The sequence below is a fragment of the Bacillus sp. jun7 genome (assembly GCF_051034795.1).
Taxonomy (GTDB): domain Bacteria; phylum Bacillota; class Bacilli; order Bacillales; family Bacillaceae; genus Bacillus; species Bacillus velezensis.
Map to the genome: position 1 here is coordinate 56690 of NZ_CP093219.1, position 25376 is coordinate 82065.

33 protein-coding genes are annotated in these 25376 nt (G+C 48.3%); 24 read left to right on the forward strand and 9 right to left on the reverse strand.

What is annotated here, in order from left to right:
• Positions 1–199 precede the first annotated feature (199 nt).
• From MJQ52_RS00060 to MJQ52_RS00080, 5 genes are all read left to right on the forward strand, one after another.
• The gene (locus tag MJQ52_RS00060; RefSeq protein WP_071181825.1) at positions 200–1159 is read left to right on the forward strand and encodes an MBL fold metallo-hydrolase; all 960 of its coding nucleotides are present in this window, start codon (positions 200–202) and stop codon (positions 1157–1159) included.
• Between the two features lie 5 nt (positions 1160–1164).
• Positions 1165–1941: an SDR family NAD(P)-dependent oxidoreductase gene (locus tag MJQ52_RS00065; protein WP_071181824.1), complete on the forward strand. Its 777-nt coding sequence runs from the start codon at positions 1165–1167 to the stop codon at positions 1939–1941.
• A gap of 16 nt (positions 1942–1957) precedes the next feature.
• Positions 1958–3307: a D-serine ammonia-lyase gene (dsdA, locus tag MJQ52_RS00070; RefSeq protein ID WP_094247814.1), complete on the forward strand. Its 1350-nt coding sequence runs from the start codon at positions 1958–1960 to the stop codon at positions 3305–3307.
• Positions 3308–3382: 75 nt separating this feature from the next.
• A complete protein-coding gene (coaA, locus tag MJQ52_RS00075; RefSeq protein ID WP_003153290.1) occupies positions 3383–4342 on the forward strand; it encodes a type I pantothenate kinase in 960 nt (319 codons plus the stop codon).
• Positions 4343–4366: 24 nt separating this feature from the next.
• The gene (locus MJQ52_RS00080; RefSeq protein ID WP_025852786.1) at positions 4367–4756 is read left to right on the forward strand and encodes a VOC family protein; all 390 of its coding nucleotides are present in this window, start codon (positions 4367–4369) and stop codon (positions 4754–4756) included.
• A 1-nt stretch (position 4757) separates the two neighbouring features.
• Here MJQ52_RS00080 and MJQ52_RS00085 read toward each other — a convergent pair whose 3' ends face one another.
• The 5 genes from MJQ52_RS00085 to MJQ52_RS00105 all read right to left on the reverse strand — a co-directional run bounded on the left by MJQ52_RS00085 (position 4758) and on the right by MJQ52_RS00105 (position 8052).
• Positions 4758–4925 carry a DUF4083 family protein gene (locus tag MJQ52_RS00085; RefSeq protein ID WP_024085556.1) on the reverse strand — a complete coding sequence of 56 codons (168 nt, stop codon included), beginning with the start codon at positions 4923–4925 and terminating at the stop codon, positions 4758–4760.
• A 91-nt stretch (positions 4926–5016) separates the two neighbouring features.
• Entirely contained in the window at positions 5017–6087 is a 1071-nt protein-coding gene (locus MJQ52_RS00090) for an AI-2E family transporter (RefSeq protein WP_094247815.1), read from the reverse strand.
• A 73-nt stretch (positions 6088–6160) separates the two neighbouring features.
• Positions 6161–6367 carry a YqzH family protein gene (locus tag MJQ52_RS00095; RefSeq protein ID WP_003153294.1) on the reverse strand — a complete coding sequence of 69 codons (207 nt, stop codon included), beginning with the start codon at positions 6365–6367 and terminating at the stop codon, positions 6161–6163.
• A 99-nt stretch (positions 6368–6466) separates the two neighbouring features.
• Positions 6467–6811: a YolD-like family protein gene (locus MJQ52_RS00100; RefSeq protein WP_071391657.1), complete on the reverse strand. Its 345-nt coding sequence runs from the start codon at positions 6809–6811 to the stop codon at positions 6467–6469.
• Positions 6812–6825: 14 nt separating this feature from the next.
• Positions 6826–8052 (reverse strand): DNA polymerase IV, encoded by a 1227-nt coding sequence (locus MJQ52_RS00105; RefSeq protein WP_094247816.1) that lies wholly within the window; start codon positions 8050–8052, stop codon positions 6826–6828.
• Positions 8053–8267: 215 nt separating this feature from the next.
• Here MJQ52_RS00105 and MJQ52_RS00110 point away from each other — a divergent pair, with 215 nt between their 5' ends.
• The 5 genes from MJQ52_RS00110 to MJQ52_RS00130 all read left to right on the forward strand — a co-directional run bounded on the left by MJQ52_RS00110 (position 8268) and on the right by MJQ52_RS00130 (position 10709).
• Positions 8268–8738: a GNAT family N-acetyltransferase gene (locus MJQ52_RS00110; RefSeq protein WP_003153297.1), complete on the forward strand. Its 471-nt coding sequence runs from the start codon at positions 8268–8270 to the stop codon at positions 8736–8738.
• A gap of 12 nt (positions 8739–8750) precedes the next feature.
• Positions 8751–9095 carry an antibiotic biosynthesis monooxygenase family protein gene (locus tag MJQ52_RS00115; RefSeq protein ID WP_003153298.1) on the forward strand — a complete coding sequence of 115 codons (345 nt, stop codon included), beginning with the start codon at positions 8751–8753 and terminating at the stop codon, positions 9093–9095.
• Entirely contained in the window at positions 9092–10060 is a 969-nt protein-coding gene (locus MJQ52_RS00120; RefSeq protein ID WP_094247817.1) for a bifunctional GNAT family N-acetyltransferase/GrpB family protein, read from the forward strand. The genes MJQ52_RS00115 and MJQ52_RS00120 overlap by 4 nt, the downstream gene beginning before the upstream one ends.
• A 72-nt stretch (positions 10061–10132) precedes the next feature.
• The gene (locus tag MJQ52_RS00125) at positions 10133–10495 is read left to right on the forward strand and encodes an iron-sulfur cluster biosynthesis family protein (protein WP_094247818.1); all 363 of its coding nucleotides are present in this window, start codon (positions 10133–10135) and stop codon (positions 10493–10495) included.
• Positions 10470–10709 (forward strand): DUF2552 family protein, encoded by a 240-nt coding sequence (locus MJQ52_RS00130; protein WP_003153307.1) that lies wholly within the window; start codon positions 10470–10472, stop codon positions 10707–10709. The genes MJQ52_RS00125 and MJQ52_RS00130 overlap by 26 nt, the downstream gene beginning before the upstream one ends.
• Before the next feature lie 39 nt (positions 10710–10748).
• Here the strand turns inward: MJQ52_RS00130 and MJQ52_RS00135 are convergent, their stop codons facing one another.
• Positions 10749–11663 (reverse strand): alpha/beta hydrolase, encoded by a 915-nt coding sequence (locus tag MJQ52_RS00135; RefSeq protein ID WP_025649815.1) that lies wholly within the window; start codon positions 11661–11663, stop codon positions 10749–10751.
• A gap of 122 nt (positions 11664–11785) precedes the next feature.
• Here MJQ52_RS00135 and MJQ52_RS00140 point away from each other — a divergent pair, with 122 nt between their 5' ends.
• A complete protein-coding gene (locus tag MJQ52_RS00140; RefSeq protein WP_070082061.1) occupies positions 11786–12010 on the forward strand; it encodes a YqkE family protein in 225 nt (74 codons plus the stop codon).
• 32 nt (positions 12011–12042) lie between these two features.
• On the opposite strand, the gene MJQ52_RS00145 is transcribed toward MJQ52_RS00140, so the two are convergent.
• Together MJQ52_RS00145 and mciZ are read right to left on the reverse strand one after the other, a co-directional pair.
• Positions 12043–12963: an aldo/keto reductase gene (locus MJQ52_RS00145; RefSeq protein ID WP_071391661.1), complete on the reverse strand. Its 921-nt coding sequence runs from the start codon at positions 12961–12963 to the stop codon at positions 12043–12045.
• A 62-nt stretch (positions 12964–13025) separates the two neighbouring features.
• On the reverse strand, positions 13026–13148 hold the full coding sequence (gene mciZ, locus MJQ52_RS00150) for a Z-ring formation inhibitor MciZ (protein ID WP_003153315.1): 123 nt from the start codon (positions 13146–13148) through the stop codon (positions 13026–13028).
• Between the two features lie 78 nt (positions 13149–13226).
• Here mciZ and MJQ52_RS00155 point away from each other — a divergent pair, with 78 nt between their 5' ends.
• The gene (locus tag MJQ52_RS00155; protein ID WP_003153317.1) at positions 13227–13781 is read left to right on the forward strand and encodes an NUDIX hydrolase; all 555 of its coding nucleotides are present in this window, start codon (positions 13227–13229) and stop codon (positions 13779–13781) included.
• On the forward strand, positions 13781–14944 hold the full coding sequence (locus MJQ52_RS00160) for a TIGR00375 family protein (protein ID WP_094247819.1): 1164 nt from the start codon (positions 13781–13783) through the stop codon (positions 14942–14944). Before MJQ52_RS00155 ends, MJQ52_RS00160 begins: the two co-directional genes overlap by 1 nt.
• Positions 14945–14954: 10 nt before the next feature.
• On the opposite strand, the gene MJQ52_RS00165 is transcribed toward MJQ52_RS00160, so the two are convergent.
• A complete protein-coding gene (locus tag MJQ52_RS00165) occupies positions 14955–15308 on the reverse strand; it encodes a helix-turn-helix domain-containing protein (protein WP_003153320.1) in 354 nt (117 codons plus the stop codon).
• A 176-nt stretch (positions 15309–15484) separates the two neighbouring features.
• Here MJQ52_RS00165 and MJQ52_RS00170 point away from each other — a divergent pair, with 176 nt between their 5' ends.
• From MJQ52_RS00170 to deoB, 11 genes are all read left to right on the forward strand, one after another.
• Positions 15485–16474 (forward strand): type I asparaginase, encoded by a 990-nt coding sequence (locus MJQ52_RS00170; protein ID WP_003153321.1) that lies wholly within the window; start codon positions 15485–15487, stop codon positions 16472–16474.
• Between the two features lie 37 nt (positions 16475–16511).
• The gene (gene aspA / locus MJQ52_RS00175) at positions 16512–17939 is read left to right on the forward strand and encodes an aspartate ammonia-lyase (protein WP_003153322.1); all 1428 of its coding nucleotides are present in this window, start codon (positions 16512–16514) and stop codon (positions 17937–17939) included.
• A gap of 141 nt (positions 17940–18080) precedes the next feature.
• Entirely contained in the window at positions 18081–19487 is a 1407-nt protein-coding gene (gene nhaC, locus MJQ52_RS00180; RefSeq protein ID WP_077722549.1) for a Na+/H+ antiporter NhaC, read from the forward strand.
• 12 nt (positions 19488–19499) lie between these two features.
• Complete coding sequence (locus MJQ52_RS00185) at positions 19500–20813, forward strand: NAD-dependent malic enzyme (RefSeq protein WP_070082058.1); 1314 nt, start codon at positions 19500–19502, stop codon at positions 20811–20813.
• A 112-nt stretch (positions 20814–20925) separates the two neighbouring features.
• On the forward strand, positions 20926–21216 hold the full coding sequence (locus MJQ52_RS00190) for a hypothetical protein (RefSeq protein WP_003153325.1): 291 nt from the start codon (positions 20926–20928) through the stop codon (positions 21214–21216).
• Positions 21217–21272: 56 nt separating this feature from the next.
• Positions 21273–21500 carry a hypothetical protein gene (locus MJQ52_RS00195; protein ID WP_003153326.1) on the forward strand — a complete coding sequence of 76 codons (228 nt, stop codon included), beginning with the start codon at positions 21273–21275 and terminating at the stop codon, positions 21498–21500.
• A gap of 76 nt (positions 21501–21576) precedes the next feature.
• Positions 21577–22221 (forward strand): stage II sporulation protein M, encoded by a 645-nt coding sequence (gene spoIIM / locus MJQ52_RS00200; RefSeq protein WP_007409404.1) that lies wholly within the window; start codon positions 21577–21579, stop codon positions 22219–22221.
• 112 nt (positions 22222–22333) lie between these two features.
• Positions 22334–22783: a ferric iron uptake transcriptional regulator gene (gene fur / locus MJQ52_RS00205; protein WP_003153330.1), complete on the forward strand. Its 450-nt coding sequence runs from the start codon at positions 22334–22336 to the stop codon at positions 22781–22783.
• Between the two features lie 114 nt (positions 22784–22897).
• Positions 22898–23125 (forward strand): YqzK family protein, encoded by a 228-nt coding sequence (locus MJQ52_RS00210; protein WP_003153331.1) that lies wholly within the window; start codon positions 22898–22900, stop codon positions 23123–23125.
• 7 nt (positions 23126–23132) lie between these two features.
• Positions 23133–24023: a site-specific tyrosine recombinase XerD gene (gene xerD, locus MJQ52_RS00215; RefSeq protein ID WP_012117897.1), complete on the forward strand. Its 891-nt coding sequence runs from the start codon at positions 23133–23135 to the stop codon at positions 24021–24023.
• Positions 24024–24190: 167 nt separating this feature from the next.
• Complete coding sequence (gene deoB, locus MJQ52_RS00220) at positions 24191–25375, forward strand: phosphopentomutase (protein WP_071391665.1); 1185 nt, start codon at positions 24191–24193, stop codon at positions 25373–25375.
• Position 25376: the final 1 nt, after the last annotated feature.

Consider the following 25376-nt stretch of genomic DNA (forward strand, 5'->3'; position numbering starts at 1 on the left):
GGACATTGCTCTCTGCTGCCGTTGTTTATATACTAGTTCCTCGTCATCGCGTTCCGTGTTTTCTAGTTTGTTGTTCATTATGCTATGCGAAAGAGCGGGATGTCAATCTTTTTTTCCGATATGCGGCAATAATGACACAGTGAAAAGAAAACGCTAAAATATGATTATTCAGGAATGAAAAGAACGAAGGAGCGTAAACATGGCAGCGAGAAAGATCATTCCGATACGTGTGCCGACTCCGTTTGCAGTCGGCGACGTTATCGTTTATTTAATAAAAGATGAAGCCTTAACCCTTATTGATTGCGGACCGAATACAAAGGAAGCGGCTGAATCGCTCTCATTTCAGCTTAAGGAACACGGCGTTTCTGCGGCGGATATAGAACAGGTGGTGCTCACTCATCATCACGCAGATCATTCAGGTCTGCTGCACCTTTTTTCCGATGATACGGAAGTGATCGGGCATCCGCTGAATGACAGGTACATTACTCAGGATCAGTCGTATATCGCCCGGCAGGAGGACTTTTTTCTGTCGCTTATGACTGAAATGGGCGTTCCCCTGACGCCTGAAGACATACATAAAACAGTTAAGCTGTCATACTTATTTTCAGCAAACCGTCCGTTAACGAAAACAGTGGGAGAAGGCGGAAAAATCGACGGGCTTAACGGCTGGACGGTGCTCGAAATCCCGGGTCATGCCGCTTCTCACATTGCGCTCTACCATGAAAAAAGCGGTGAAATGTTCAGCGGCGATCTGCTTTTGTCCAACAGCTCCACCAATCCGATTCTGGAAGCTCCGGAAAAGGGGGGCGTGCGCGAGGCCCCGATGCTCGACTACTTGAACTCAATGAAGCGGCTGTATGACGTAAACCCGTCCTTTTTATATCCGGGACACGGCGATCTGCTGACAGACGTAAAGCCTGCTTTTGACAGGCGGCTTGAAAAACAGAGAAACCGGTCGGAATATGTGCTGCGCCTGTTGTCAGAGGAAACGCTGACGGCTTTCCAGGTATGCCGGCGGCTGTTTCCGGCTGTGTATGAAAATGAATTGTTTTTAACGATGTCAGAAACGATCGGCCATCTTGACGTACTGGCTGCAAAAGGGAAGGCCGAATCCTTTCAGTCGGGAAGCACTCTGATGTTTAAAGCTGTGAAGGGGTGAAGGAAATGGGCAGATTAACGGATAAGCGGATTTGGATCACCGGAGCATCCGGCGGACTCGGAGAACGGCTTGCATATTCCTGCGCGGCAGAAGGGGCTCATGTTTTTTTATCCGCCAGGCGGGAGGACCGCTTGCAGGAAGTGAAAAAAACGATTACCGCGCGCGGCGGACAGTGTGATGTCATTCCGTTTGACGTCCGGCATGCAGAAGAGGCTGAAAACGTAAGGCGTTTGATCGGTCATGTTGACGTATTAATCAACAACGCCGGCTTCGGCATTTTTGAAACGGCCGCTGATTCATCTTTGGATGATATGAAGGCAATGTTTGAAGTCAACGTCTTCGGATTAATCGCCTGTACGAAGGCCTGTCTTCCGGTGATGCTTCATGCGAAAAGCGGCCATATTATCAATATCGCCTCACAGGCCGGCAAATTGGCGACGCCGAAATCAAGCCTTTATTCCGCAACGAAACACGCCGTTTTAGGGTATTCCAATGCGCTGCGGCTTGAGCTGGCCGGTACGGGTGTAGCTGTGACAACGGTTAATCCCGGTCCGATCAAAACAGACTTCTTTACAATTGCAGATAAAGAGGGCGGTTATGTGAAAAGCGTCGGCAGATGGATGCTTGATGCCGACCGTGTGGCAGAGCGTATTACATCCGTAATTCTGACGGATAAACGGGAAATGAATCTTCCGCGATGGATGAGTCTCGGGACGAAGCTGTATCAGCTTTTCCCTTCGTTTACAGAAAAACTGGCCGGCCGCGCATTAAAGAAAAAGTAACAAGGGGGAGAAAGGAATGTCCGACCGGGATATACACAAGGCATTGATGACAGAGCCTTTAGTCAGGCAAATGGCGGAGGCGCGTGAAGTATTTTGGATCAACCCGCATAAAACCGATGATCCAGTAAAGAATGGCGCTGAATGGAAAGAGGAGATTGCCGAAGCGGAAGAAAGGCTGCGCCGGTTTGCGCCTTATATCGCATCGGCTTTTCCGGAGACGGAAGCGGCGGGAGGCCTCATTGAGTCTCCGCTTGTCTTCATCAATGAAATGAAAAAGCGTCTGGAACAAAGCGCCGCTCAGGCTTTCCCCGGGCGTCTGCTTTTGAAATGCGACGACGAACTTCCGATTTCCGGTTCCATTAAAGCGCGCGGCGGGATTTACGAAGTGCTGAAGCATGCCGAAGACCTCGCGGTAAAAGCGGGAATGCTCTCAACAGACGATGATTACAGCATATTGACTGAAGAACGGTTTACCGCTTTTTTCTCAAAATACTCTATAGCCGTCGGTTCTACGGGCAATTTAGGTCTGAGTATCGGCATAATCGGCGCGAAGCTCGGCTTTTGTGTGACAGTTCATATGTCCAGTGACGCAAAGCAGTGGAAAAAGGAGCTGCTCCGGGAAAAGGGGGTTCGCGTCATCGAATATGAAGCAGACTACAGTCTGGCTGTCAAAGAGGGGCGCATGCAGGCGAAGCAGGACCCTTATTGTTATTTTATTGATGATGAGCATTCCCGGGATCTGTTTTTGGGGTATGCCGTTGCGGGAAGCCGTGTGAAAAAGCAGCTCGATCAAATGAACATAAAGCCGGGTGCAGATGAACCGCTTTTCGTTTATTTGCCGTGCGGGGTCGGAGGAGGCCCGGGCGGCGTCGCGCTTGCGCTAAAGCAGATCTATGGCGGGCATGTCCATATTTTTTTCGGTGAGCCGACGCATTCACCGTGTATGCTGTTAGGACTGTTTTCCGGCTTGCATGACGGAATCAGCGTGCAGGATATCGGCCTTGATAATCAAACAGCCGCCGACGGACTTGCGGTGGGAAGGCCGTCCGGACTGGCCGGCCCTCTGATGGAGCCTATACTCAGCGGCTGTTATACCGCTGATGACGGCACGCTTTTTTCGCTGCTTTATCAATTAAGAGCGGCCGAGAATAAGAGCCTTGAACCCTCTGCACTTGCCGGTATGGCCGGAGCCGTCAAGTTCGTTCAGACCGAAGCCGGTAACCGTTATATAAAAGAGCGGGGGCTTGAGATGGAAAATGCCGTGCACCTTGTGTGGAGTACCGGCGGAAGCATGGTTCCCAAGGAGGAAATGGAAGAGTACAGCCGGATCGGTTTCTCATTTGTGAAAAAAATGGGCAGACAGTGAGGCGGTTTTCCGTTACAATCTTTGTAAGCGTTTGTTTTTTAATCGGAAAGCCATACAGAGAGATTGGTGTGAATTGTGAAAAGTAAAGAATTGAACTTACATACATTGTATACGCAGCACAGCCGCGAGTCGTGGGCCGGATTCGGCGGCCATCTTTCCATTGCCGTTTCAGAGGAAGAAGCCAAGGCCGTAGAGGGGCTGAATGACTACCTGTCGGTGGAAGAAGTAGAAACGATTTACATTCCGCTTGTGCGCCTGCTCCATCTTCATGTCACGTCTGCCGCAAGACGGAATCAGCATGTCAACGTGTTTCTGAAACATCCGCATTCAGCGAAAATCCCGTTTATCATCGGAATCGCGGGCAGCGTCGCCGTCGGCAAAAGCACGACGGCGAGAATTTTGCAAAAGCTTCTTTCCCGTCTGCCGGACAGGCCGAAGGTGAGCCTGGTGACAACCGACGGTTTCTTGTATCCGACGGCGGAATTAAAAAGGAAAAACCTTCTGTCCAGAAAGGGATTTCCGGAAAGTTACGATGTGAAAGCGCTGCTTGAGTTTCTGAACGATATAAAGTCAGGGAAAGAGAGAGTGGAGGCGCCCGTATACTCCCATCTTACCTATGACAGGGAAGAGGGCGCCGTCGAGGTTGTCGAAGGTGCGGATATCGTTATTATCGAAGGAATCAATGTCCTGCAGTCGCCGACCTTAGAGGACGACAGGGAAGATCCGCGGATTTTTGTATCGGATTTCTTTGATTTTTCGATCTATGTGGATGCCGAAGAAAGCCGGATTTTCACGTGGTATTTGGAGCGTTTCCGCCTCTTAAGAGAAACCGCTTTTCAGGATCCGGCTTCTTATTTTCATAAATTTAAGGATTTGTCTGATGCAGAAGCGGATACCATGGCCGCCTCCATTTGGGAGAGCGTCAACCGTCCGAATCTGTATGAAAATATCCTGCCGACAAAATTCAGATCGGATTTGATTTTGAGAAAAGGTGACGGCCATAAAGTTGAAGAGGTGCTGGTAAGGCGGGTGTGATATGAGGAGGAAGCGAATATTATGATGCATCATATTGAATTGTATGTATCTGACTTGAAAGCCTCCGCCCGGTTTTGGGGATGGTTTTTAGGTGAGCTCGGTTATAGGGAGTTTCAAAATTGGGACTCCGGCATCAGCTGGAAAAACGCAGGATTTTATGTTGTGCTTGTACAGACAGAGGAGCGTTTTTTAACACCGGAGTACCACAGATGCCGGGTCGGGCTGAACCATCTGGCTTTTCATGCTGCATCAAGAGAGCAGGTTGACGAGATGACGGAAAAGCTGCTTGCCAGAGGATGCCCCGTGCTTTACAGGGACCGCCATCCATATGCAGGCGGAAGCACGCATTACGCCGTATACACGGAGGACCCGGATCGGATAAAGGTGGAGCTGGCTGCGCCTGCCTCTGAATGAACTATAACTTCTCGTTTTTTTCTTCGCGCAGCGCGTCGAGTTTCTTTTCGATTCTGTCCAATTGTATGCGGCGCTGCTTCAAGCTTCTGAATACGTATATCACGGCAAACAGGAAAAATGCGGCTGCAATAAATGAGATCAATTGAAAAATGACATCACCGATGTTCATCTTTTTTACCTCCGTGTGCGGCGGGCTTCTTCAGCCCGCCGTTTTTTCATTTTAACCGATGTGAAGACATGGGGGATGAATCATTTCTCTCTTAGCTTTGTGTTTTTCTGAGAATGAATAGTTTCTGCATGTGGCTTATGACCACTTTTGCGGCCGCATATCCCGGAATGGCCAGCAGCATCCCGGCAATTCCTGAGAATTTGCCGGCGGCAAGCAGAAGAAAAATAATGGTCAGCGGGTGAATGTCCAGCTTCCGTCCCATAATTTGCGGGGAAATCAGCTGGCTTTCAAGCTGCTGGACAATGACGACGACCGTAATCACCAGCACCGCCTCGGTCGGTGAATCGAACAATCCGACAATGACTCCGGGAAATGTGCCGATCCAAGGCCCGATAAACGGAATCAGGTTTGTCACCATGGCGAACGCGCCCAGAACGAGCGGATAATCGAGCCCGATGATAAAATAGCCGATTGTGACGAGAACGCCGACACAGAAACTGACGAGCAGCTGTCCTTGTATGTATGAACTGAGAGCTTCATCCATGTCCCGAAGGATTTGTTTTCCTTCTTTTTGATGTTTTTCCGGAAGAAGCCGCAGCAGTCGCCGGGGGGCTTTATTTCCTTCTTTTAACATGTAATACAGCGCAAACGGAATAATGGCTGCGGTGATGGCGGCATTGGCAGCCGTACCGGCCAGGCTGCTGAGAGAATCAGCGATTGAACCGGAATAATTTGCGGCTTTGTCTGCTAATTTTTTTAAGGAATCTCCATGCTGAAGCCGGGAAAACCATTTGCTGTCCTGAAGATGCCCGATCCAATTTTCAGCTTTTGCGGAAAGTTCCGGAATATGATCTGTGAAGGCTGTAAACTGTTTTTGAACGGCAGGGCCCGCCGTATAAAGGAAGAGGACAAGAAGGCCGGCTGTTCCCGCATAAATCGCTAAAATCGCGATTCCTTCGGGCAGCTTTAATTTCGCATGCAGCACTCTGACGAGCGGGCGGCACAAATAGTAAAGGACGCCCGATAATACAATGGGCGGAAACAAGGTTTTAACCGTAATTACAACAGGCTGGAACAAAAAGTCTATTAATGTTCCGAGATAAATGATGAGAAATAACAGAAGAACGGCATAACCGATCTTGAAATAAGGCCCGACAGGCATATCCTGCACCACGCAATCTTTAAGGGTTTACTCTCGGACGTTTCCCTTATCGCCCAGTGCATAAACGTCCGTGTCAGGAAAACTGCCCCTGATTGGTGACGTAATCGTAGATAATATCTTCTACATGGGCATGGAGATCCTCATCGGGTTCTTCATTCCTTCTTTCTTCTAAAGCTTTTTTTAAACTCTGTTTTTCATAGGGGCTCAGCGGATCTGTCGACACATTCCGTCCATACTGGCGGAGGGCTTGTCCCAGCATTTTTTCTATAAATTGATCCATCATATATTCTCCTATTCTTGTCATTCATCTTTATTATACTAAATATCATGTGATCCTCCCACTCTTCTATCATATTTTCTGTCAGGACGATTTAGGCTCTTATTCCAGTTCAGCCGAGAGAATAAGATGAAACGGCAGCGTTAACGCATCTTCATCGTTTATGATTTTTAAACGTTTTTCGTCATGCCTCACTTGTTTTACCCATCCCCAAAAGCGGCGGGGGCCGTGTGCTGAAGCATAGGTGACCGAGATGGCTCTGTCTTCTTCAATCGACGCCGCAATGATGCGGTTCATGTCGTTCAGTTGCTCTTCGCTCAGTTCCGGAGGCCGGAATTCCCGTTCTTTTCGTTTTTTTGCAAGCAGCTGCTCCCGATGTTCGGGCAGCATCATCCGGCTTGATTCCCACATGACATTATACCCGGGTGTTAATTTGTTCGGATTCATGTATATCACCTCAATTATTTGTAATGCCCGCCGATTTTTTCAGCCCGGTGAAAGGCTTGGCCGGCCTCTGTCAGCGAAGCGGCATGGAGGAGCGACGCAGGGCCGTACCGCTCATGAATATCATCCAATACTTTGCCGAGACTGATCTTTTTTTCCTGAGCATCAAACAGGCTCAGCTGGACATAATCACAGGGCTCCAGCTGGGAAAGGGAGACGCCGGCGCTGCGGACGGGCTCACCGTTCCAATGCTCTTTGAAGAGCTTGACCGCCGCTTTAAAAATATCCATTCCGAAATTAGTCGGAGAGACCAGCTTTCTCTGTCTGTGAAAACCTGAAGGGAATTCAAAATCAGCGCCTCTGATGCTGACCGAAACCGTATGGCCGATGTATTGTTTGAAACGGGCGCGGCGGGCCACTTCTTCGCTTAACTCCAGCAGCACGACTTTGATATCCTCAAAGCGGCTGTAGTCTCTCGGGAGGGTCATGTTATGGCCGATCGCTTTTTGCCGGCTGTGCGTGTTGACGGTGACCGGAGAGGGATCGATGCCGCGGGCTGTCCGCTGAAGCAATTCGCCGTTAATGCCCCAGCGTTTTTTCAGCAGTTCGGCGGGGTGCACGGCAAGCCCGCCGATTGTGCTGATGCCCATCCGTCTTAAATGATGCTCCATCCGTTTTCCGATGCCGAATAATTTTCCGACCGGCAGCGGCCACAGATCCTCCCTGATATTTGACATATCCAATCTGTAGATGCCGGATGCGTTTTTTTTGGCAAAATGGTCGCAAGCCATTTTCGCGAGCGCCTTATTCGGTCCGATGCCGACACGGGCATAAATTCCGAATTCACGCATAATCGCTTGCTGAATGCTTTCGGCAATTGTAAAAGGATCACCGAATAGCCGCCTGCTTCCGGTCACGTCGAGAAACTGCTCATCGATGGAGTAGGGTTCTACAAGATCGGTATATCGTTCAAACAGTTCGGTAATCACGACGGATACATCAATATACCGCTGCATCCGCGGACGGACAATAACGGCGTCGGGACATTTGGCCTGCGCTTCCCACAGCCGTTCGGCATTTTTTACGCCGTATCGTTTGGCGAGCGGACAAGCCGCAAGCACGACGCCGCTGCGTCTTTCGGGATCTCCCGAGACAATCACGGGCCGGCTTTTGAGATGAGGCGCTTCCGCTTTTTCTACAGACGCATAAAACGATTGCATATCAACAAGAAGAATATCAGCCATAAAAAAACCTCCGGGAACATTTGTTCTGTTTTTCATTGTACCCGAACAATGATCACGTTTATACTGGTAAATCATTCCCCGGCTGGAAGACGTGCTGATTCGTTTGCTTGAAAAGAAATCATTTACAATTGCAAACAACCCACATATAATTTTTTATATTCCAATGAGAAGAGCTGACATTCATTTTGCCGGACGAAAAGGAGAGTCAATCGATAATGGATATTCGAACAATTACCTCTGAAGACTATGAAATGGTTACGTCTGTTTTGAATGAATGGTGGGGCGGCAGGCAGATGAAAGACAAACTGCCGCGCTTGTTTTTTGAACATTTTCAGGACACGAGCTTTATCACGTACGGGCCGGAGGGAATGACCGGTTTTTTAATCGGTTTTCAGTCACAATCAGACCCTGAGACAGCCTACATTCATTTTTCCGGTGTGCATCCGGATTTCAGAAAAATGCAAATTGGAAAACAGCTTTACGATCGATTTATGGAGACGGTGAAAAAAAGGGGCTGCACAAAAGTCAATTGCGTGACGGCGCCTGTCAATAAAGTATCAATCGCTTATCATACAAAATTAGGCTTTGAAGTTGAAAAAGGAACCAAAACCGTAAACGGAATCCCTGTTTTTGCGAATTATGACGGTCCGGGAGAAGACCGGATTCTGTTTGTGAAATATATGTAGAGGGGGATGAATATGGGTTTTTTAGCTGACACGCCCAAACCGCCCTATTATGCGGTCATTTTTTCATCAATAAAGGGAAAATATGATGAGGAATATGAGCATACGGCAGAGCGCATGATGAATTTGGCAGGCGGACAGCCGGGCTTTTTAGGCGCGGAAAGCGTTCGGGAGGAAAACGGCTGCGGCATCACGGTTTCCTACTGGGACAGCCTGGAGGCGATTAAAAGGTGGAAAGACCATACTGACCACCGGGCGGCAAAACAAAAAGGAAAAAGCGCCTGGTATGAAGCGTACGCGGTCCGCATTACGAAGACGGAGTCACAGCGGATGTTTGCGTCAAAAGGGGCGGAAGATTGATTACATTTTTACGGCATACACAAGAACAGACGGCGCGGGAAATTGCGGCGGTTCAACGCTGCTCTTATCAAAAAGAAGCCGAGCTGATCGGCTTTTTCGGCATTCCAGCCCTGCATGAAACACCCGATGACATACAGCGGTCACGGGAGACGTTTGCCGGTTTCAAGGAAAAAGATCGGCTTGCAGGCGTCATTTCGTATGAAAAAAAGGGATATGACCTTGTCATATGCAGGCTGACGGTGCACCCGTCCGGCTTTCGGAAAGGAATCGGACAGGCGCTTATTCAATTTGTGATAGATCAAAACCGGGACGCCCAAAAAATAGAGGCGGCTACCGCCAGTCAAAACGTTCCGGCAGTCTCTCTCTATTTAAAAACCGGGTTCATAGAAGCCGGACAGACAGAGACGCCGGAAGGGCTGACCCTCTCGTTTTTTCATCTTTATCCGAAGAGGAAAGCGGAAGTTGTTCCGTACAAGCCGGAATGGAAAGAGATGTTTGAAAGAGAGAAGGCGGACTTGATCCGAATCTTCGGCCCCGCTCTTCATTCTGTCAGCCATATCGGCAGCACCTCCATCCCGGGAATGGCCGCAAAACCCGTCATTGATATACTGGCGGAGGTCAAAGATATTTTGGACGCTGACCGATTCAGTCCGCAGCTGGAAGCACTCGGCTATGAGGCGAAAGGGGAAAACGGGATAGAGGGCCGGCGTTTCTTTCAAAAAGGCGGCAGCAAGCGCACACACCACGTCCACATATACGAAACAGGCCATCCGGATGTGAAGCGTCATCTGCTGTTCCGGGATTACCTCACTGCAAAGCCTGAAAAAGCGGCTCAATACATGGAACTGAAACGGCGGCTCGCTAAGGCATACCCGTACGATATGGCAAAGTATAGTGAAGGGAAAAATGACTGGATCAAGGCGGCTGAACAAGAGGCAAAGGACTGGGAGAGCGGGCTTCTGTAAAGAAAGCAGAAACAATGCATACAGCGGCTCCGGTATGCTACAATGGCGAAAATGAAAAACGGAGGATCATCTATGCAAATACATGTGACGGATGTGGCGAAACACACACTTCAGCAGGCGATGGACGCCAACCCGGGGAAAAAAGCGCAGCTCCGCTATGACGCAGAAGGCTGCGGGTGCGCGGTGAGCGGCGTGCCGACCATCTGGCTGGCGGACGAATTAACGGGACAATGCGAGGCCATTGAAACCAACGGACTTCCGCTTTACATCCAGACCTCACAAAAAGTGTTTTTTGACGAGGAAATGACAATCGATTACAATGAAAAGGCAAAAACGCTCGTCTTAAAAAGCCCGGCAGAGATGCTGAGCCCGAGAATGAGCATATTAGTAAAGCAGGGAGAAACGGAAAGTGAATCAAAAGCTGAAAGCCATTAAACAGACGGCACAGCATAAAACGTGGGTATCCTTTCTGAACAACAACCACCCGTACAGTCTGCTGCACTGGTCCATCGGAGGCGCTGAATCCGTTCAGAAGGATGTCTGGCTGCTTCAGGATGAGATGACCTTCAAAGCGCAGGAGTTTACGACAATCGACCTCGCCATTGACTGGATCGGAGAAAATATGGACGGGATTACCGACGTTTTATGACGGGAAAGCGAAAGAACCAGCATACGTTCTTTCGCTTTTTTACGTTTGCGTCATGGTATCTAAAAAGGTTTGAACGGCTTTGCGGTAGCTCTCCGGATTTTTGGTGTACGACATGGCATGCCCGCCCGATTCGGCCAGATAGAGCATCTTCGGGCCGCGTTTTCTGCGGTGCAGCAATTCGGAAGAAGCGGGAGGTATATAATCATCTTCCTTACTGTGAATAAACAGCACGGGCTGCCGGATTCGGCTGATAACCGATAAAGGCGATACATCACGGATACGGTATCCTTCTCTCATCCGCAAAAAGAAATCAGCCAAAGGCAGAAGCGGCCACGGAGGCAGCCGGAACTCCCGCTTCAGCCTGTAGGCGAGCTGATCGCGAAAGCTTGCGAACGGACAGTCCGCAATATAAAAATCAGCGCCGTTTTCATCCTGATGCCCGCCCGCGTATAATAAGGCCGTCACCGCTCCCATCGATTCCCCGTGGATGCCGATTTGACCGCCGTCTCCCGTTTTGTGTCTCACCCAATTCACGGCTTCTTCCAAATCATCTTTTTCAAAATAGCCGTAGCTCGTCGTTCTGCCGCCGCTTTTTCCGTGCCCGCGGTGGTCATATACGAGCACATTCCAGCCTAAATCTAAAAATAAATCCATGTATTTCAATGAATTGAACGAATTTACGGTAACGCCGTGACAAATAATCATGGTGTTTGCCGTATGATGCGGGGCGACGTAAAAGCCTTTGATCTCATACCCGTGGCGTGACAGGATGACGGCCTCTTCTTTTTCCATGGCCTGAAAGGAATCAAATCTATCATGCCCGTCGGCCGTTTCTTTTTTCATGATATCTTCATCCGTCTTTTTCTTCATAAACATAATCAGATTCGTAAAAGCGAATCCGGCAGCCAAAAAGACTGCGCAAGCCGAACCGAACACCGCCAGCCATTTTTTCACACAGGCACCCTCCTTTCATATGGAAAATCCTTCCTCTGGCTTTTCAGGCCCGTGAACGTTACCGGCCGCCGGCGCTCCGTGGTACACTTGCTTCACCATATTCAGATACGGGGGGCGTAATGATGAAAAAGCAGCTGCCTAAAGAAAAACACAGCTTAAAAGACGATCTGGGGGAAGATCTGAAGGCCAGGCTTTTGCAAATGAAAAGTGAGCTGAAGGAAGAAGACGAGAAAAAACAGGCGCAGCAAAAGGCGGAACAAATCAGAAAACGAAAAGAAAAAGAAAAAAATAAAAGCTTTGAAGAGCTGCTGAATGAAAGCAGTCTCGATTGGCACAAATATAAATAAACCGGCATCTGACAAGGTGCCGGTTTTATTGTTTAAGAACGATGGGCTTCGTATACGTCCCGTTTTGTATGGTATTGCAGGGCTTTGATTTCCTGGCTGCTTAAACGCCGGGCCTCTGCAGCCGAACAGTTTTCTCTCAGCTGCTCAAGTGAGCTGGCTCCGGTGATGACAGAAGCGACGGCCGGCTGTGACAGTAAGTATTGAAGGGAAAGCTCCGTCATGCTCAAGTCAGGTGCGGCAGCGCTGATCGCTTTTTTGGTTTCTTCCAGTTCCGCAAAAGAATATGTTAAATAGCCGTTCTCTTTTACGCTTGCGGCTGCTTGATCAAGCGGTTTTTTCGTAAGAAGCCCTTTAGCGACAGGCCCTCTGGCGACAACGCTGATCCCGTTCTCCTCTAAAAGGGGAAGCCACTCCTCAGGACGCCGGTCCAGCAGGCTGTATTGCATCATAACGCTGGTGATATTTGATTTTTTCACATATTCTTTAATGACATTCGGACGAATCGAGGAAATGCCGTAATACCGGATGACGCCTTCCTGTTTTAAGTCCTCAAACGCTTCGATCGTTTCGTCAATATGATCTTCCATCGTGCCGCCATGCAGCTGATAAAGGTCGATATAGTCCGTTTTCAGCCGGCGCAGGCTGTTTTTGACCGCTTCTTTTATGTATCCTTTGGAGGCGTCCCAATGCCAGCCGTCTTTATCATCATTCCAGCGGTTTCCGGCTTTCGTGGCTAAAATGATGTCGTGCCTGCGGTTTTTGACGGCCTCCCCGACAATTTCCTCATTTCTGCCGAAATCATAAAGATCAGCGGTATCTAAATAATTGATTCCAAGCTCGATCGCTTCATCCAAAATAGACAGCGCTTCAGCTTTATCCGTGCCCAGCGACATACAGCCGAGCCCGATTTCGCTTATTTCTAAATCAGAATGTCCCAGTGTGCGTTTTCTCATCGTTTCGCTCCTTTTTATAGTCTTTTATTGACCGTAATATAAAGGCGCGAAGTTTTCAACTGTTAAGGCCCGGTGATCCAATCTCCGACATAGCGGAATGTCCGTCCGTATTCTTTCAGTTTAGCCCGCACTTCCCACGCCTTTCCGACCAATACGATACTTTTATCCTTCCGGTACACCTTCAATCGAAAAGCACCTCCCTCTCATGCATGTATGATAAAATATATGAGGCATAATAGAGAGACAGAACGGGAGATGACATGATGAAACATTTAGAAGAAAAAACACTTGCGAAAAAAAAGCTGTATGACGGGAAAGTCATAGATCTTTACTTAGAGGATGTAGAGCTCCCGAACGGAAAAACAAGCAAGCGGGAAATCGTCAAACATCCGGGAGCGGTGGCCGTACTTGCGGTGACCGAAGAAGGAAAAATCATTTTGGTGAACCAGTTCAGAAAGCCGCTGGAACGGACAATCGTTGAAATTCCGGCCGGGAAGCTTGAAAAGGGAGAAGAGCCGGAACATACGGCGTTAAGAGAGCTCGAGGAAGAAACGGGATATACGGCGGAAACCTTGACGAAAATCACCGCTTTTTATACATCACCCGGGTTTGCTGATGAAATCGTGCATCTCTTTCTTGCGGAAGGGCTTTCGCCGCTGGAAGAAAAGCGCGAACTGGATGAGGATGAATTTGTCGAAGTCATGCAGGTCACGCTTGAAGAGGCCGTGAAGCTGATTGAATCCCGCAGGGTGTATGACGCAAAAACGGCGTACGCGATTCAGTATCTCCAGCTGAAAGAAGCGCTGAAGGAAAAATGATGAAAACCATCTATGCCGATCTGCATATTCATATCGGCCGCACCTATACGGGAAAACCGGTCAAAATCACCGGGGCCAAAACGTTGACGCTGCACCGGATTTTAGAAGAAGCCAGTGAGGGGAAGGGAATTGAACTATTGGGCATCATCGACTGCCATTCTCCGGAAGTCATAGAAGAAATCGAGCGCGGAATTGATGAAGGCAGGTACCGTGAGCTGAAAGAAGGCGGCATCCGGTATCGGAATACGACGCTTCTATTGGGCAGTGAGCTTGAAATCTATGATCACACATGCCGCGGGCCGATTCACGTTCTCGTCTTTATGCCGTCTCTTGCCGAAATGAAGATGTTTTCTGAGTGGCTCGCAAAAAGGCTTAAAAATATCCATCTCAGTTCCCAGCGTATTTATGAAACCGGTTTGAATCTTCAAAGGAAAACAAAGGAATTGGGCGGGCTGTTTATTCCCGCCCATATGTTCACCCCGCATAAAAGCCTGTACGGAAAAGGGGTCATATCTTCTTTGACAGAAGTTTTCGACCCGGCGCTCATTGACGCGGCGGAACTCGGGTTAAGCTGTGACACCGACATGGCTTCGCGGGTAACGGAACTTGATCCGTATACATTTTTAACAAATTCTGATGCGCATTCCTTAGGAAAAATCGGCAGAGAATATAATGAAATGCTTCTTAAAGAAGCGAATTTCACGGAATTTTCGCTGGCTTTAAAAGGGAAGGACGGAAGAAAAATCAAGGCGAATTACGGGCTGAACCCGAAGCTCGGGAAGTATTACCGGACGGCTTGCGACCGCTGCGGCAGCCCGGTTGAAAAAGGAGCTTCCGCCTGTCCGGAGTGCGGGGGGAAAACAATGACAAAAGGGGTCAGTGAACGGCTGGAGGAACTGAGCGGACCGAAAAAAAGCCGCGTGCCGCGGCCGCCGTATATTCATCAGATCCCGCTGCAGTTCATTCCGGGGGTCGGGCCGAAAACGTTAGACAAACTGAAGCGGGCTTTCGGGACGGAGATGGCGATTCTTCATCAGGCGCAAGAAGAGGAATTGGCGCGTGTCGTCCAGCCTAAAATAGCGGCTGTCATTCATAAAGCGCGCACCGGGCAGCTTGTCCTTGAGGCCGGGGGCGGAGGGACGTACGGCAGAATCAAGCCGTAAAAGCCGGTTATTAGCGGAGCTCCTCCTGCACCTTCTTTTTCGTGCGGACAAACGCAATCAATTCGATGATTTCATCCTGATTCAGCGGCTGTCCGTCAACGGTCAGTGTGCCGCGGCCTTGTGCGGCGTTTGTTAATTCGATGGTCTGGGTAAACGGCTCCGCCTTTTTTTCAGTGCGCCCCAGTAAATCGTCGCACGTCGTGTCAAACAGATCGGCAAGCGTGCCCAGCGCCTCGAATGACGGACGCCGGTATCCTGATTCATACCCGGCGTACGTGCTTTTGGCGATGCCGAGACGGTCAGCCGTATATTGAAGAGACCAATTTTTCTTTTTTCTCAGTTCAGTTAAACGATCTAAATTCATATTCAAAACCGCTCCTTTTCACTTGAGCAAATTATATCATATCGATATGCAAAAGTGTACGCGAATTGAATAATAATCACTTGATTAATTTCAATCGTCTGTCTATAATTTGATTAAAAGTATGCGAAAAGCGAATGCTTAACACATCTTGAGAAATGGATGAAGAGGTGCAGGGTATGAAAAAATTATTGCTGTTAACAACCGGAGGAACAATCGCCTCAGTCGAAGGAGAAAACGGGCTTGCACCCGGGGTGAAAGCAGACGAATTGTTAACCTACGTATCAAAACTTGATAACGATTACACGATGGAAACCCATTCGTTAATGAACATCGACAGCACAAATATGCAGCCTGAATACTGGGCCGAAATCGCAAATGCTGTCAAAGAAAAATATGACGCATATGACGGGTTCGTCATTACGCACGGGACAGACACAATGGCGTATACATCAGCGGCACTGTCTTATATGCTTCAGCATGCTGATAAACCGATCGTCATTACGGGTTCGCAAATCCCGATTACATTTCAAAAAACCGATGCCAAAAAAAATATCACGGACGCGATCCGCTTCGCATGTGAAGGGGTGGGCGGCGTATACGTCGTATTTGACGGCAGAGTCATTCAAGGCACACGCGCCATTAAATTAAGAACGAAAAGCTATGATGCATTTGAGAGCATTAACTATCCGTATATCGCGTTTATTACCGAAAACGGAATTGAATACAACAAACAAGTGCACATGCCAAAAGACGATGCCTTTACGGTCAATACATCACTTTGCACGGACGTGTGCCTGCTCAAGCTCCACCCGGGGCTGAAACCGGAAATGTTTGACGCATTAAAGGGCATGTACAAAGGAATCGTCATTGAAAGCTACGGCAGCGGCGGCGTGCCGTTTGAAGGAAGAGACATTCTCGCCAAAGTCAATGAAATGATTGAAAGCGGCATTGTCGTCGTCATTACGACACAATGTCTTGAAGAAGGAGAGGACATGAGCGTCTATGAAGTCGGCCGAAGAGTCAATCAAGATCTCATTATCCGCTCCAGAAATATGAACACGGAAGCCATCGTGCCGAAATTAATGTGGGCGCTCGGCCAGTCTCACAACTTGGCTGAAGTCAAAAACATTATGGAGACACCGATCGCAGACGACGTTGTACTGTAAAAACATGACTACCACAAAGAGAAAGTAGGGTTTTAGCATGACAAACGCGCAAAAAGAATATCGTCAGGAAAAAGATTTCCTCGGAGAAAAACAAATTGAAGCTGATGTGTATTACGGAATACAAACGCTGCGCGCGAAAGAAAACTTTCCGATTACCGGATACCGCATCCACGAAGAAATGATTAATGCGCTCGCCATCGTCAAAAAAGCGGCGGCGCTTGCCAATATGGATGTAAAACGGCTGTATGAAGGAATCGGAAATGCGATTGTCCAGGCCGCAGACGAGATTCTTGAGGGGAAATGGCATGACCAATTCATCGTCGATCCGATCCAAGGGGGAGCCGGAACGTCCATGAACATGAATGCCAACGAAGTAATCGGCAACAGAGCGCTTGAAATCATGGGGCATAAAAAAGGTGAATACATTCACCTCAGCCCGAACACACACGTCAACATGTCACAATCGACGAACGACGTGTTCCCGACGGCAATCCATATTTCCACCTTAAAACTTTTGGATAAGCTCCTTGATACGATGGCGCATATGCTGAGTGTCTTTAAGGATAAAGCGAAACAATTTGATTCTGTCATTAAAATGGGGCGCACACACCTTCAGGACGCTGTGCCGATCCGTCTCGGACAGGAATTTGAAGCATACAGCCGCGTGCTCGAGCGTGACATAAAGCGAATTAAACAATCCCGCCAGCATCTGTATGAAGTCAACATGGGGGCAACGGCCGTAGGGACGGGGCTTAACGCCGATCCGCGCTACATAGAACAGGTTGTAAAGCACCTGGCTGACATCAGCGGACTGCCGCTTGTCGGCGCCGGCCATTTGGTTGACGCCACACAAAACACTGATGCGTATACGGAAGTTTCAGCCGCGTTGAAAGTATGCATGATGAACATGTCTAAAATCGCCAACGATCTGCGCTTAATGGCTTCAGGCCCGCGCGCGGGACTTGCGGAAATTTCACTGCCCGCCCGTCAGCCGGGATCATCCATTATGCCAGGGAAAGTCAACCCTGTAATGGCAGAGCTGATCAACCAAATCGCCTTCCAGGTCATCGGGAATGACAATACGATCTGCCTCGCTTCAGAAGCGGGCCAGCTGGAGCTTAACGTAATGGAGCCGGTACTCGTATTTAACCTGCTTCAATCCATCAGCATCATGAATAACGGGTTCCGTTCATTTACCGATCATTGTCTGGCGGGAATTGAAGCCAACGAAAAACGTCTGAAGCAATACGTGGAAAAGAGCGTCGGCGTCATTACAGCGGTCAATCCGCACCTCGGGTATGAAGCGGCTGCGCGAATTGCCCGTGAAGCCATCATGACGGGGCAATCTGTAAGAGATCTCTGCCTTCAAAATGATGTCCTGACAGAAGAAGAATTGGATATCATTTTGAATCCGTATGAAATGACAAAACCGGGGATTGCCGGAAAAGATCTATTAGAAAAATAAATTTTAAAGCAACAACAGCCGCCTTTTCACGTTTTTCAGTGAATAGGCGGTTGCCATACAAAGGGATGAGGCAGTATAGTATAATTTGTTATATCATTTGATGAAAGCGTTTTAGCTTTTTTCTTCTAGGGGGATTTTCTTGTGAAAGAGGTCAGATTGCCAAATTTATTGGAAATTATTATCTTATTATTCGGGTTTTTAGCACTTGTCTTATCGTTCACAGTGTTTTTAGACCTGCCGATCCAGCTAGCTCTATTAATATCCTGGTTTTTCGCTATTATTCTCGGAGTCAGGCTGGGATATTCATATAAAGACTTGCAGGATTCGATTGTCACCGGGATATCAAACGGTCTTGAAGCGGTGTTGATTCTCGTTTCGGTCGGTGCGCTCATCGGGACATGGATTGCCGGCGGTGTTGTGCCGACGTTAATTTATTATGGTTTAGAGTTTATTAATCCCCATATTTTCCTTCTGGCTACACTGGTTATTTGTTCCGTTATGTCCGTTGCGACCGGAACGTCGTGGGGAACCGTGGGAACCGCGGGGATCGCCATGATTGCCATCGGAGAGGGAATGGGTATACCGCTTCCGATCGTAGCGGGAGCCGTTTTGTCCGGCGCTTACTTCGGAGACAAGCTTTCACCGCTGTCTGACAGTACGGTGCTTGCCTCCACGCTTTCTAAGGTGGATGTGCTGTCACACGTCAGAGCGATGATGTATCTGTCAATTCCGTCCTATATTATTACGGCCATTCTATTTACCGTAACGGGATTTATATACGGCGGAAAAAATATTGATCTCGACAAAGTGGAATTTTTAAAGTCTTCATTGCAGAAAACGTTTGACATTCATATATGGATGCTCATCCCGGCTGTTGTCGTCGTTGTCCTTCTGATTTTGAAAAAGCCGTCTATGCCCGTTATCGTCATCGGTGCTTTGCTTGGCGCAATCTGGGCTTCCGTCTTTCAGGGAATGAATTTTGCCGATGCCATTGCGACTGCTTATAATGGTTTTTCCATTAAAACGGACGTCGAATTTTTAAACGGCCTGTTAAACCGCGGAGGCATTACCGGTATGCTGGATACGTTAGTCGTTATTCTGTTCGGTCTCGGTTTTGGGGGAATTCTTGAGAAGCTCGGCGTATTAAAAGTGATTGTCTCAACTTTTGAGAAAAAGCTGACCACACCGGGAAATGTAACGCTTTCGACATTGATCGTCGCCCTTTTAGGAAACATTTTCGGCTGTGCGATGTACGTGTCATTGATTCTGACGCCGAAAATCATGGAGAACAGTTATGATAAACTGAAACTTGACAGAAGAGTTTTATCCCGGAACGCAGAGGTGGGCGGCACGCTTACTTCAGGGATGGTGCCGTGGTCTGATAACGGCATCTATATGGCCGGCATTCTCGGCGTATCCACATTTTCTTATCTGCCGTTCATGTGGCTCAGTTTTGTATCTATCGGACTGGCAATATTGTACGGATACACGGGGAAATTCATTTGGTACACGAAAGAAAAATCCTTGCAATCTCAAAAATTGGGTTAGGAGGTTCATTTCATGATTACAAAGCATATGATTCGGACGTTAATGATTGAAACGCCGACTGTTCCCGGAAATCTCGGAAAAGTGGCAACCGCCATCGGAGTGATGGGCGGAGATATCGGGGAAGTTGAAACCGTTAAAGTCGGCCCGAACTACACAATGCGCAACATCACGGTGCAGGCCGAAAATGAAGAGCAGCTGCAGGAAATCATTCAAGCCATTGAAGCTCTCGGGGAAGGCATTCGGCTTCATACAGTTTCAGATGAAGTGCTCTCTGCTCATGAAGGCGGCAAAATTCAGATGAAAAGCAAAATGCCGATCCGGACATTGGCTGAGCTTGGCCGTGTTTATACGCCGGGCGTCGCCGATGTGTGCCGACTGATTGAAAACGAGCCCGAAAAAGCGTCCATCTATACGACAATCAGCAATTCTGTCGCCATTGTCACCGACGGCACGGCGATTCTCGGCCTCGGCAATATCGGTTCTGTCGCGGGAATGCCTGTAATGGAAGGGAAAGCCGCGCTTTTTGACCAGCTGGCGGGTATCAGCGGAATTCCGATTTTGCTCGACACCTCTGATCCGGAAGAAATCATTCGTACGGTAAAACATATTTCTCCGGGGTTCAGCGGAATTCTGCTTGAAGATATCGGTTCGCCTCACTGCTTTGACATTGAAGACCGCCTGAAAGAAGAACTGGATATTCCGGTTATGCACGATGACCAGCACGGCACGGCGGTCGTCACGCTCGCCGCCGCCATTTCCGCTTGTAAAAGCGCCGGTCTTGATTTAAAAGAAGCGAAGGTCGGACAGATCGGTCTCGGCGCGGCAGGCGTCGCCATCTGCCGCATGTTTATGGCATACGGAGTCAAAGCGGTCTGCGGAACGGACAAGTCAGAAGACGCAATGAACCGCCTCGCTCAGTACGGAGGTCAGCCGCTTGGAAGCATCAAAGATTTAATGGACACGTGTGACATTGTGATCAGTACCACCGGAGTTCCGGGTCTCATTAAAAAAGAGGATGTCAGAAAAGGACATGTCATTCTGGCCTTATCTAATCCGAAGCCGGAGATTGAACCGGAAGAGGCATTACAAGCCGGGGCCGCTTATGCAGCCGACGGCCGTTCGGTCAATAATGTTCTCGGCTTCCCGGGTATTTTCCGCGGCGCGCTGAACGCCAAAAGCAAGAAAATCGACCATGAAATGCTTGTGGCGGCCGCAGAAGCCATCGCCTCTTGCACAAAACACGGCGATCTCGTGCCTCAGCCTTTGGATGCGGACGTGCATCAGGCCGTATCAGCAGCCGTAGAACGGGCCGCGGCAGGAAAATAAACAACTCTTACAGTACCGGACATGTGCCGGTGCTGTTTTTTTATCATGAATAGGAAGCGGAATTCTTAGGCAGGCTAACAGATAGCAAAAGACGGAATAAAGAGGTGTCGATGTGGATTATTTTCCGCTGATCCATACAAATATTTGGGATGCTGTGATCGGCGTGCCGGTCGTCTTATGCGTTACACAGCTGATCAAAGTGTTCTGCCGGGTTCCGGGCATATTCGTTCCCACGATTGCCCTTGCTGCCGGAAATGTTGTGTCTATCGTTTTCGGTCACCATGAACACGTGTATGCGGGGATTTTTATGGGATTTTTTTACGGATACGCCGCCATGGGGAGCTATTCATCTGCCAAAACGTCTCTGCGCGCTTACCGGTCGAAACATGAGCCGTATTCATGAATACATCTGGATTTTTTTGTTATGATAAAGAAAAGGCAAAAAGGAGCGATTGGCACATGGCGAAAAGCAAAACGAAAAAAATGCGGGAGCATCTCAGAAGAAACGGGATGCGTGACGCAGTCTTGTCAAGGGGGACGGCGCCGTCTTTCAGCACCCATGAAAGAGTGACGAAAACCAAAAAAGACAGGCTTGAAAGAATAAAGCATAAAAAAAGGAACCCCTATGATCACCGGAGTGATGACGGGGGTTCTTTTTTTATGCCCGAATCTCGCGCCTTTCTATGATTTCTCTGTCATGTTTTCTCTTTTCTTTCATACAATCTACTAAATCAAGTCAATAGATTAGCGGGAGGAAAGCGGTATGAGAAAACAATCGTACAAAGAACTGTTTTTTCGCCATGTAAAGGATCATCTGTCACTTTATATATTTGTGTTCGTCTTGTTTTTGATGGGAGTCATTTTCGGGGCGATCATCGTCAACAGCATGACCATCACGCAGAAAGAAGATTTGTATTACTATTTAAGCAAGTTTTTCGGACAGCTGTCTGACGGAAAACATGCCGGCGCTTCAGAAATGTTTTGGCAGGCCGTCTTTCATGATGTAAAATATTTGGGGCTGATGTGGATTCTCGGTATTTCCGTGATCGGTCTTCCGGTTATTTTCATTATGGTGTTTTTAAAAGGAATCGTCGTCGGCTTCACGGTCGGTTTTTTAGTGAATCAAATGGGGATGAACGGGTTTTTCCTGTCATTTATTTCGGTTCTGCCGCAAAACATCGTTCTCATTCCGGCATATCTTATCATGGGGACATGCTCCATCGCTTTTTCACTGAAACTGATCCGGCAGCTGTTTGTCAAACGCAGCCTTCATGACGCGCCGATCCAATGGTTCGGACGTTACGCCTTCGTACTGATTCTCATCGTTTTCTTCTCGGTCATCGCTTCGCTGCTCGAAGCGTACGTGTCTCCGCTGTTTATGGAAAAGCTGTCTTCACGCATATTTTAGAATGATTATCACAAAATAATACTTTTATTTATCAGTTTATAATAATTATAGTTGGAACTCTGCGCGTATTTTGTTATAATGAGTCATGGAATGCGGCGTAGGAGGGAAAGACATGGAAAACCGTATTGATCGAATTAAAAAGCAGCTGCACTCGTCAAGTTACAAGCTTACGCCACAGCGGGAAGCAACGGTAAGAGTGCTGCTTGAAAACGAAGAAGACCATTTAAGCGCAGAAGATGTATACCTCCTCGTAAAAGAGAAATCTCCTGAAATTGGTCTCGCTACAGTATATCGTACATTAGAATTATTAACAGAATTAAAAGTCGTTGATAAAATTAACTTCGGGGACGGCGTATCCCGCTACGACCTTCGCAAAGAAGGCGCGGCTCACTTTCATCACCATTTGGTGTGCATGGAGTGCGGAGCCGTCGATGAAATTGAAGAAGATCTGCTTGAAGACGTTGAAGAAGTGATTGAACGTGATTGGAAATTTAAAATTAAAGATCATAGATTGACTTTTCACGGAATCTGCCACCGCTGCCGCGGGGATGAAACAGAGTAAAAGCCTATGAACCTTTTCTGCCAGGAAAGGGTTTTTTGCTGTTTTTATGTATAAAAGCCTTTGAAATTGGCATAAGGTGTACTAACAGCCGCCAAAGAAAGGGTCGATCGAAAGATGGGCAGATTCCTGAAAACAGCCGCGGATACGATCAAAGTGTTTATTCTGTTCACAGGTTTTACCGCGCTGTTCTATTATGCTATGATATGGGTGAATTCAGAGTATGAAAACTATCATCGGTACGATAAACCGGAAGGCTCCGCCGTCAAAGTGGCCAAAACGGAACATGAGGAGAAAGACGGCTGGTTCGGCCGATTGATCTTTTTTTACCAAAACGGGGAGTAGATCAAGAGTGAAGGATCAAATTAAGGATTTCATCCATTATGTGAGGGTTGAAAGAGGGCTGTCCCAAAATACGATGATGTCCTATGAGCGTGATCTGAAAAGTTATTCTCTCTTCTTAACTGAAACCCTTCAGATCACTTCATGGAATGATGTGACCCGTCTTCATATTATTCAATATTTAAAGCATATAAAGGACTCCGGGAAATCCGGCAAGACGTCTGCCAGGCATTTGGCGTCGATCCGGTCTTTTCATCAATTTCTGTTAAGGGAAAAAGCCGCGGATAAAGATCCTTCGGTACATATTGAAACACAAAAAACAGAGCGGACGCTTCCGAAAGTATTGGCGCTTCACGAAGTTGAGCGGTTATTGGACACGCCTAAGCTTGACAGCCCGTTCGGTCTCAGGGATAAAGCCATGCTTGAACTGCTGTACGCAACCGGCATCAGGGTCAGCGAGATGATCGAGCTGAAATTATCCGACGTCCATTTGACGATGGGATTCGTCCGCTGCTTCGGAAAAGGGCGGAAAGAGCGGATTGTGCCGATTGGTGAAGCCGCTTCCCATGCGATAGAAGCATACATTGAAAAAGCCAGAGGGAAATTATTAAAGAAAAACGTAACCGAAGCGCTTTTTCTGAATCATCACGGCAGGCAGATCAGCCGTCAGGGGTTCTGGAAAAACCTGAAAAAAATCGCCCTTGAAGCGGGGATTAAAAAAGAGCTGACACCGCATACGCTCCGGCACTCTTTTGCAACGCACCTGCTCGAAAACGGCGCGGATCTGCGCGCCGTGCAGGAGATGCTCGGACATGCCGATATTTCCACGACGCAAATTTATACGCATGTGACGAAAACAAGGCTGAAGGACGTGTACAAACAGTATCATCCGCGCGCTTAGGAGCCGCTGCCGGAGGGGCCGCGGCTTTTTTGCCGGATTGGCGGAATACAGAGAAGGTTCTAATTATTTGAATCGGCATTGTCAACAAGAATGTAAACGGTTTATACTTGAGTTGTCTGACCTCTGTAAGCTACAATGGACAGATGGAAGAAAAGGAGGCTTTTATGATGTCTGAATACAAATATAACCGGGTATTTTTGATCGTAATGGATTCTGTCGGAATCGGTGAAGCGCCGGACGCTGCCGATTTTAATGATATAGGCGCAAATACGCTCGGACACATCGCAGAGCACATGAACGGCTTACATATGCCCCATATGGCGCAGCTCGGTCTCGGACTGATCGGAGACATTAAGGGCGTGGAAAAAACGGAGCACCCTCTTGCGTACTACGGAAAAATGCAGGAGGCGTCAAACGGGAAAGATACGATGACGGGGCACTGGGAGATTATGGGCCTCTACATTGAAAAACCGTTTAAAGTGTTCCCGGAAGGATTTCCGGATGAACTTCTTCGGGAACTTGAGCGGCGTTCAGGACGGAAAATCATCGGAAATAAGCCGGCTTCAGGCACGGCGATTCTGGACGAGCTCGGAAAAGAACATATGGAAACGGGTGCGCTGATCGTTTATACATCAGCAGATTCCGTGCTGCAGATTGCGGCTCACGAAGATGTCGTTCCGCTGGAAGAGCTGTACAGCATCTGTGAAACGGCCAGAGAACTGACGCTTGATCCGAAGTACATGGTCGGCCGGATTATCGCAAGACCGTTCGTCGGAGAACCGGGCAGCTTCAAACGCACGCCGAACCGTCATGATTATGCGCTCAAACCGTTCGGCCGCACGGTAATGAACGGAATGAAAGACAGCGGATTAGACGTCATTTCCATCGGCAAAATTTCTGATATTTATGACGGAGAAGGCATTACATCTTCCCGCCGCACGGTATCTAATATGGATGGCATGGACAAAGTGATTGAAACGCTCGGTGAAGAATTTACGGGCCTGAGCTTTGCCAACCTCGTTGATTTTGACGCGCTGTACGGACACCGCCGCGATCCGGAAGGGTACGGAAAAGCGCTTGAGGAATTCGACGCGAGGCTTCCGGAAGTGTTTGAAAAAATGAAAGAAGACGATCTGCTGATCATCACTGCGGATCACGGCAATGATCCTGTCCATCACGGCACGGATCACACGCGGGAGTATGTGCCGCTTCTTGTTTACAGCAAAAAGCACAAACACACTGAACAGCTGCCGCTTGCGGAAACATTTGCCGATATCGGCGCAACCATTGCGGATAATTTCAAAACGGAAAAGCCGGAATACGGAAAAAGCTTTTTATCAAGATTACAGTAGG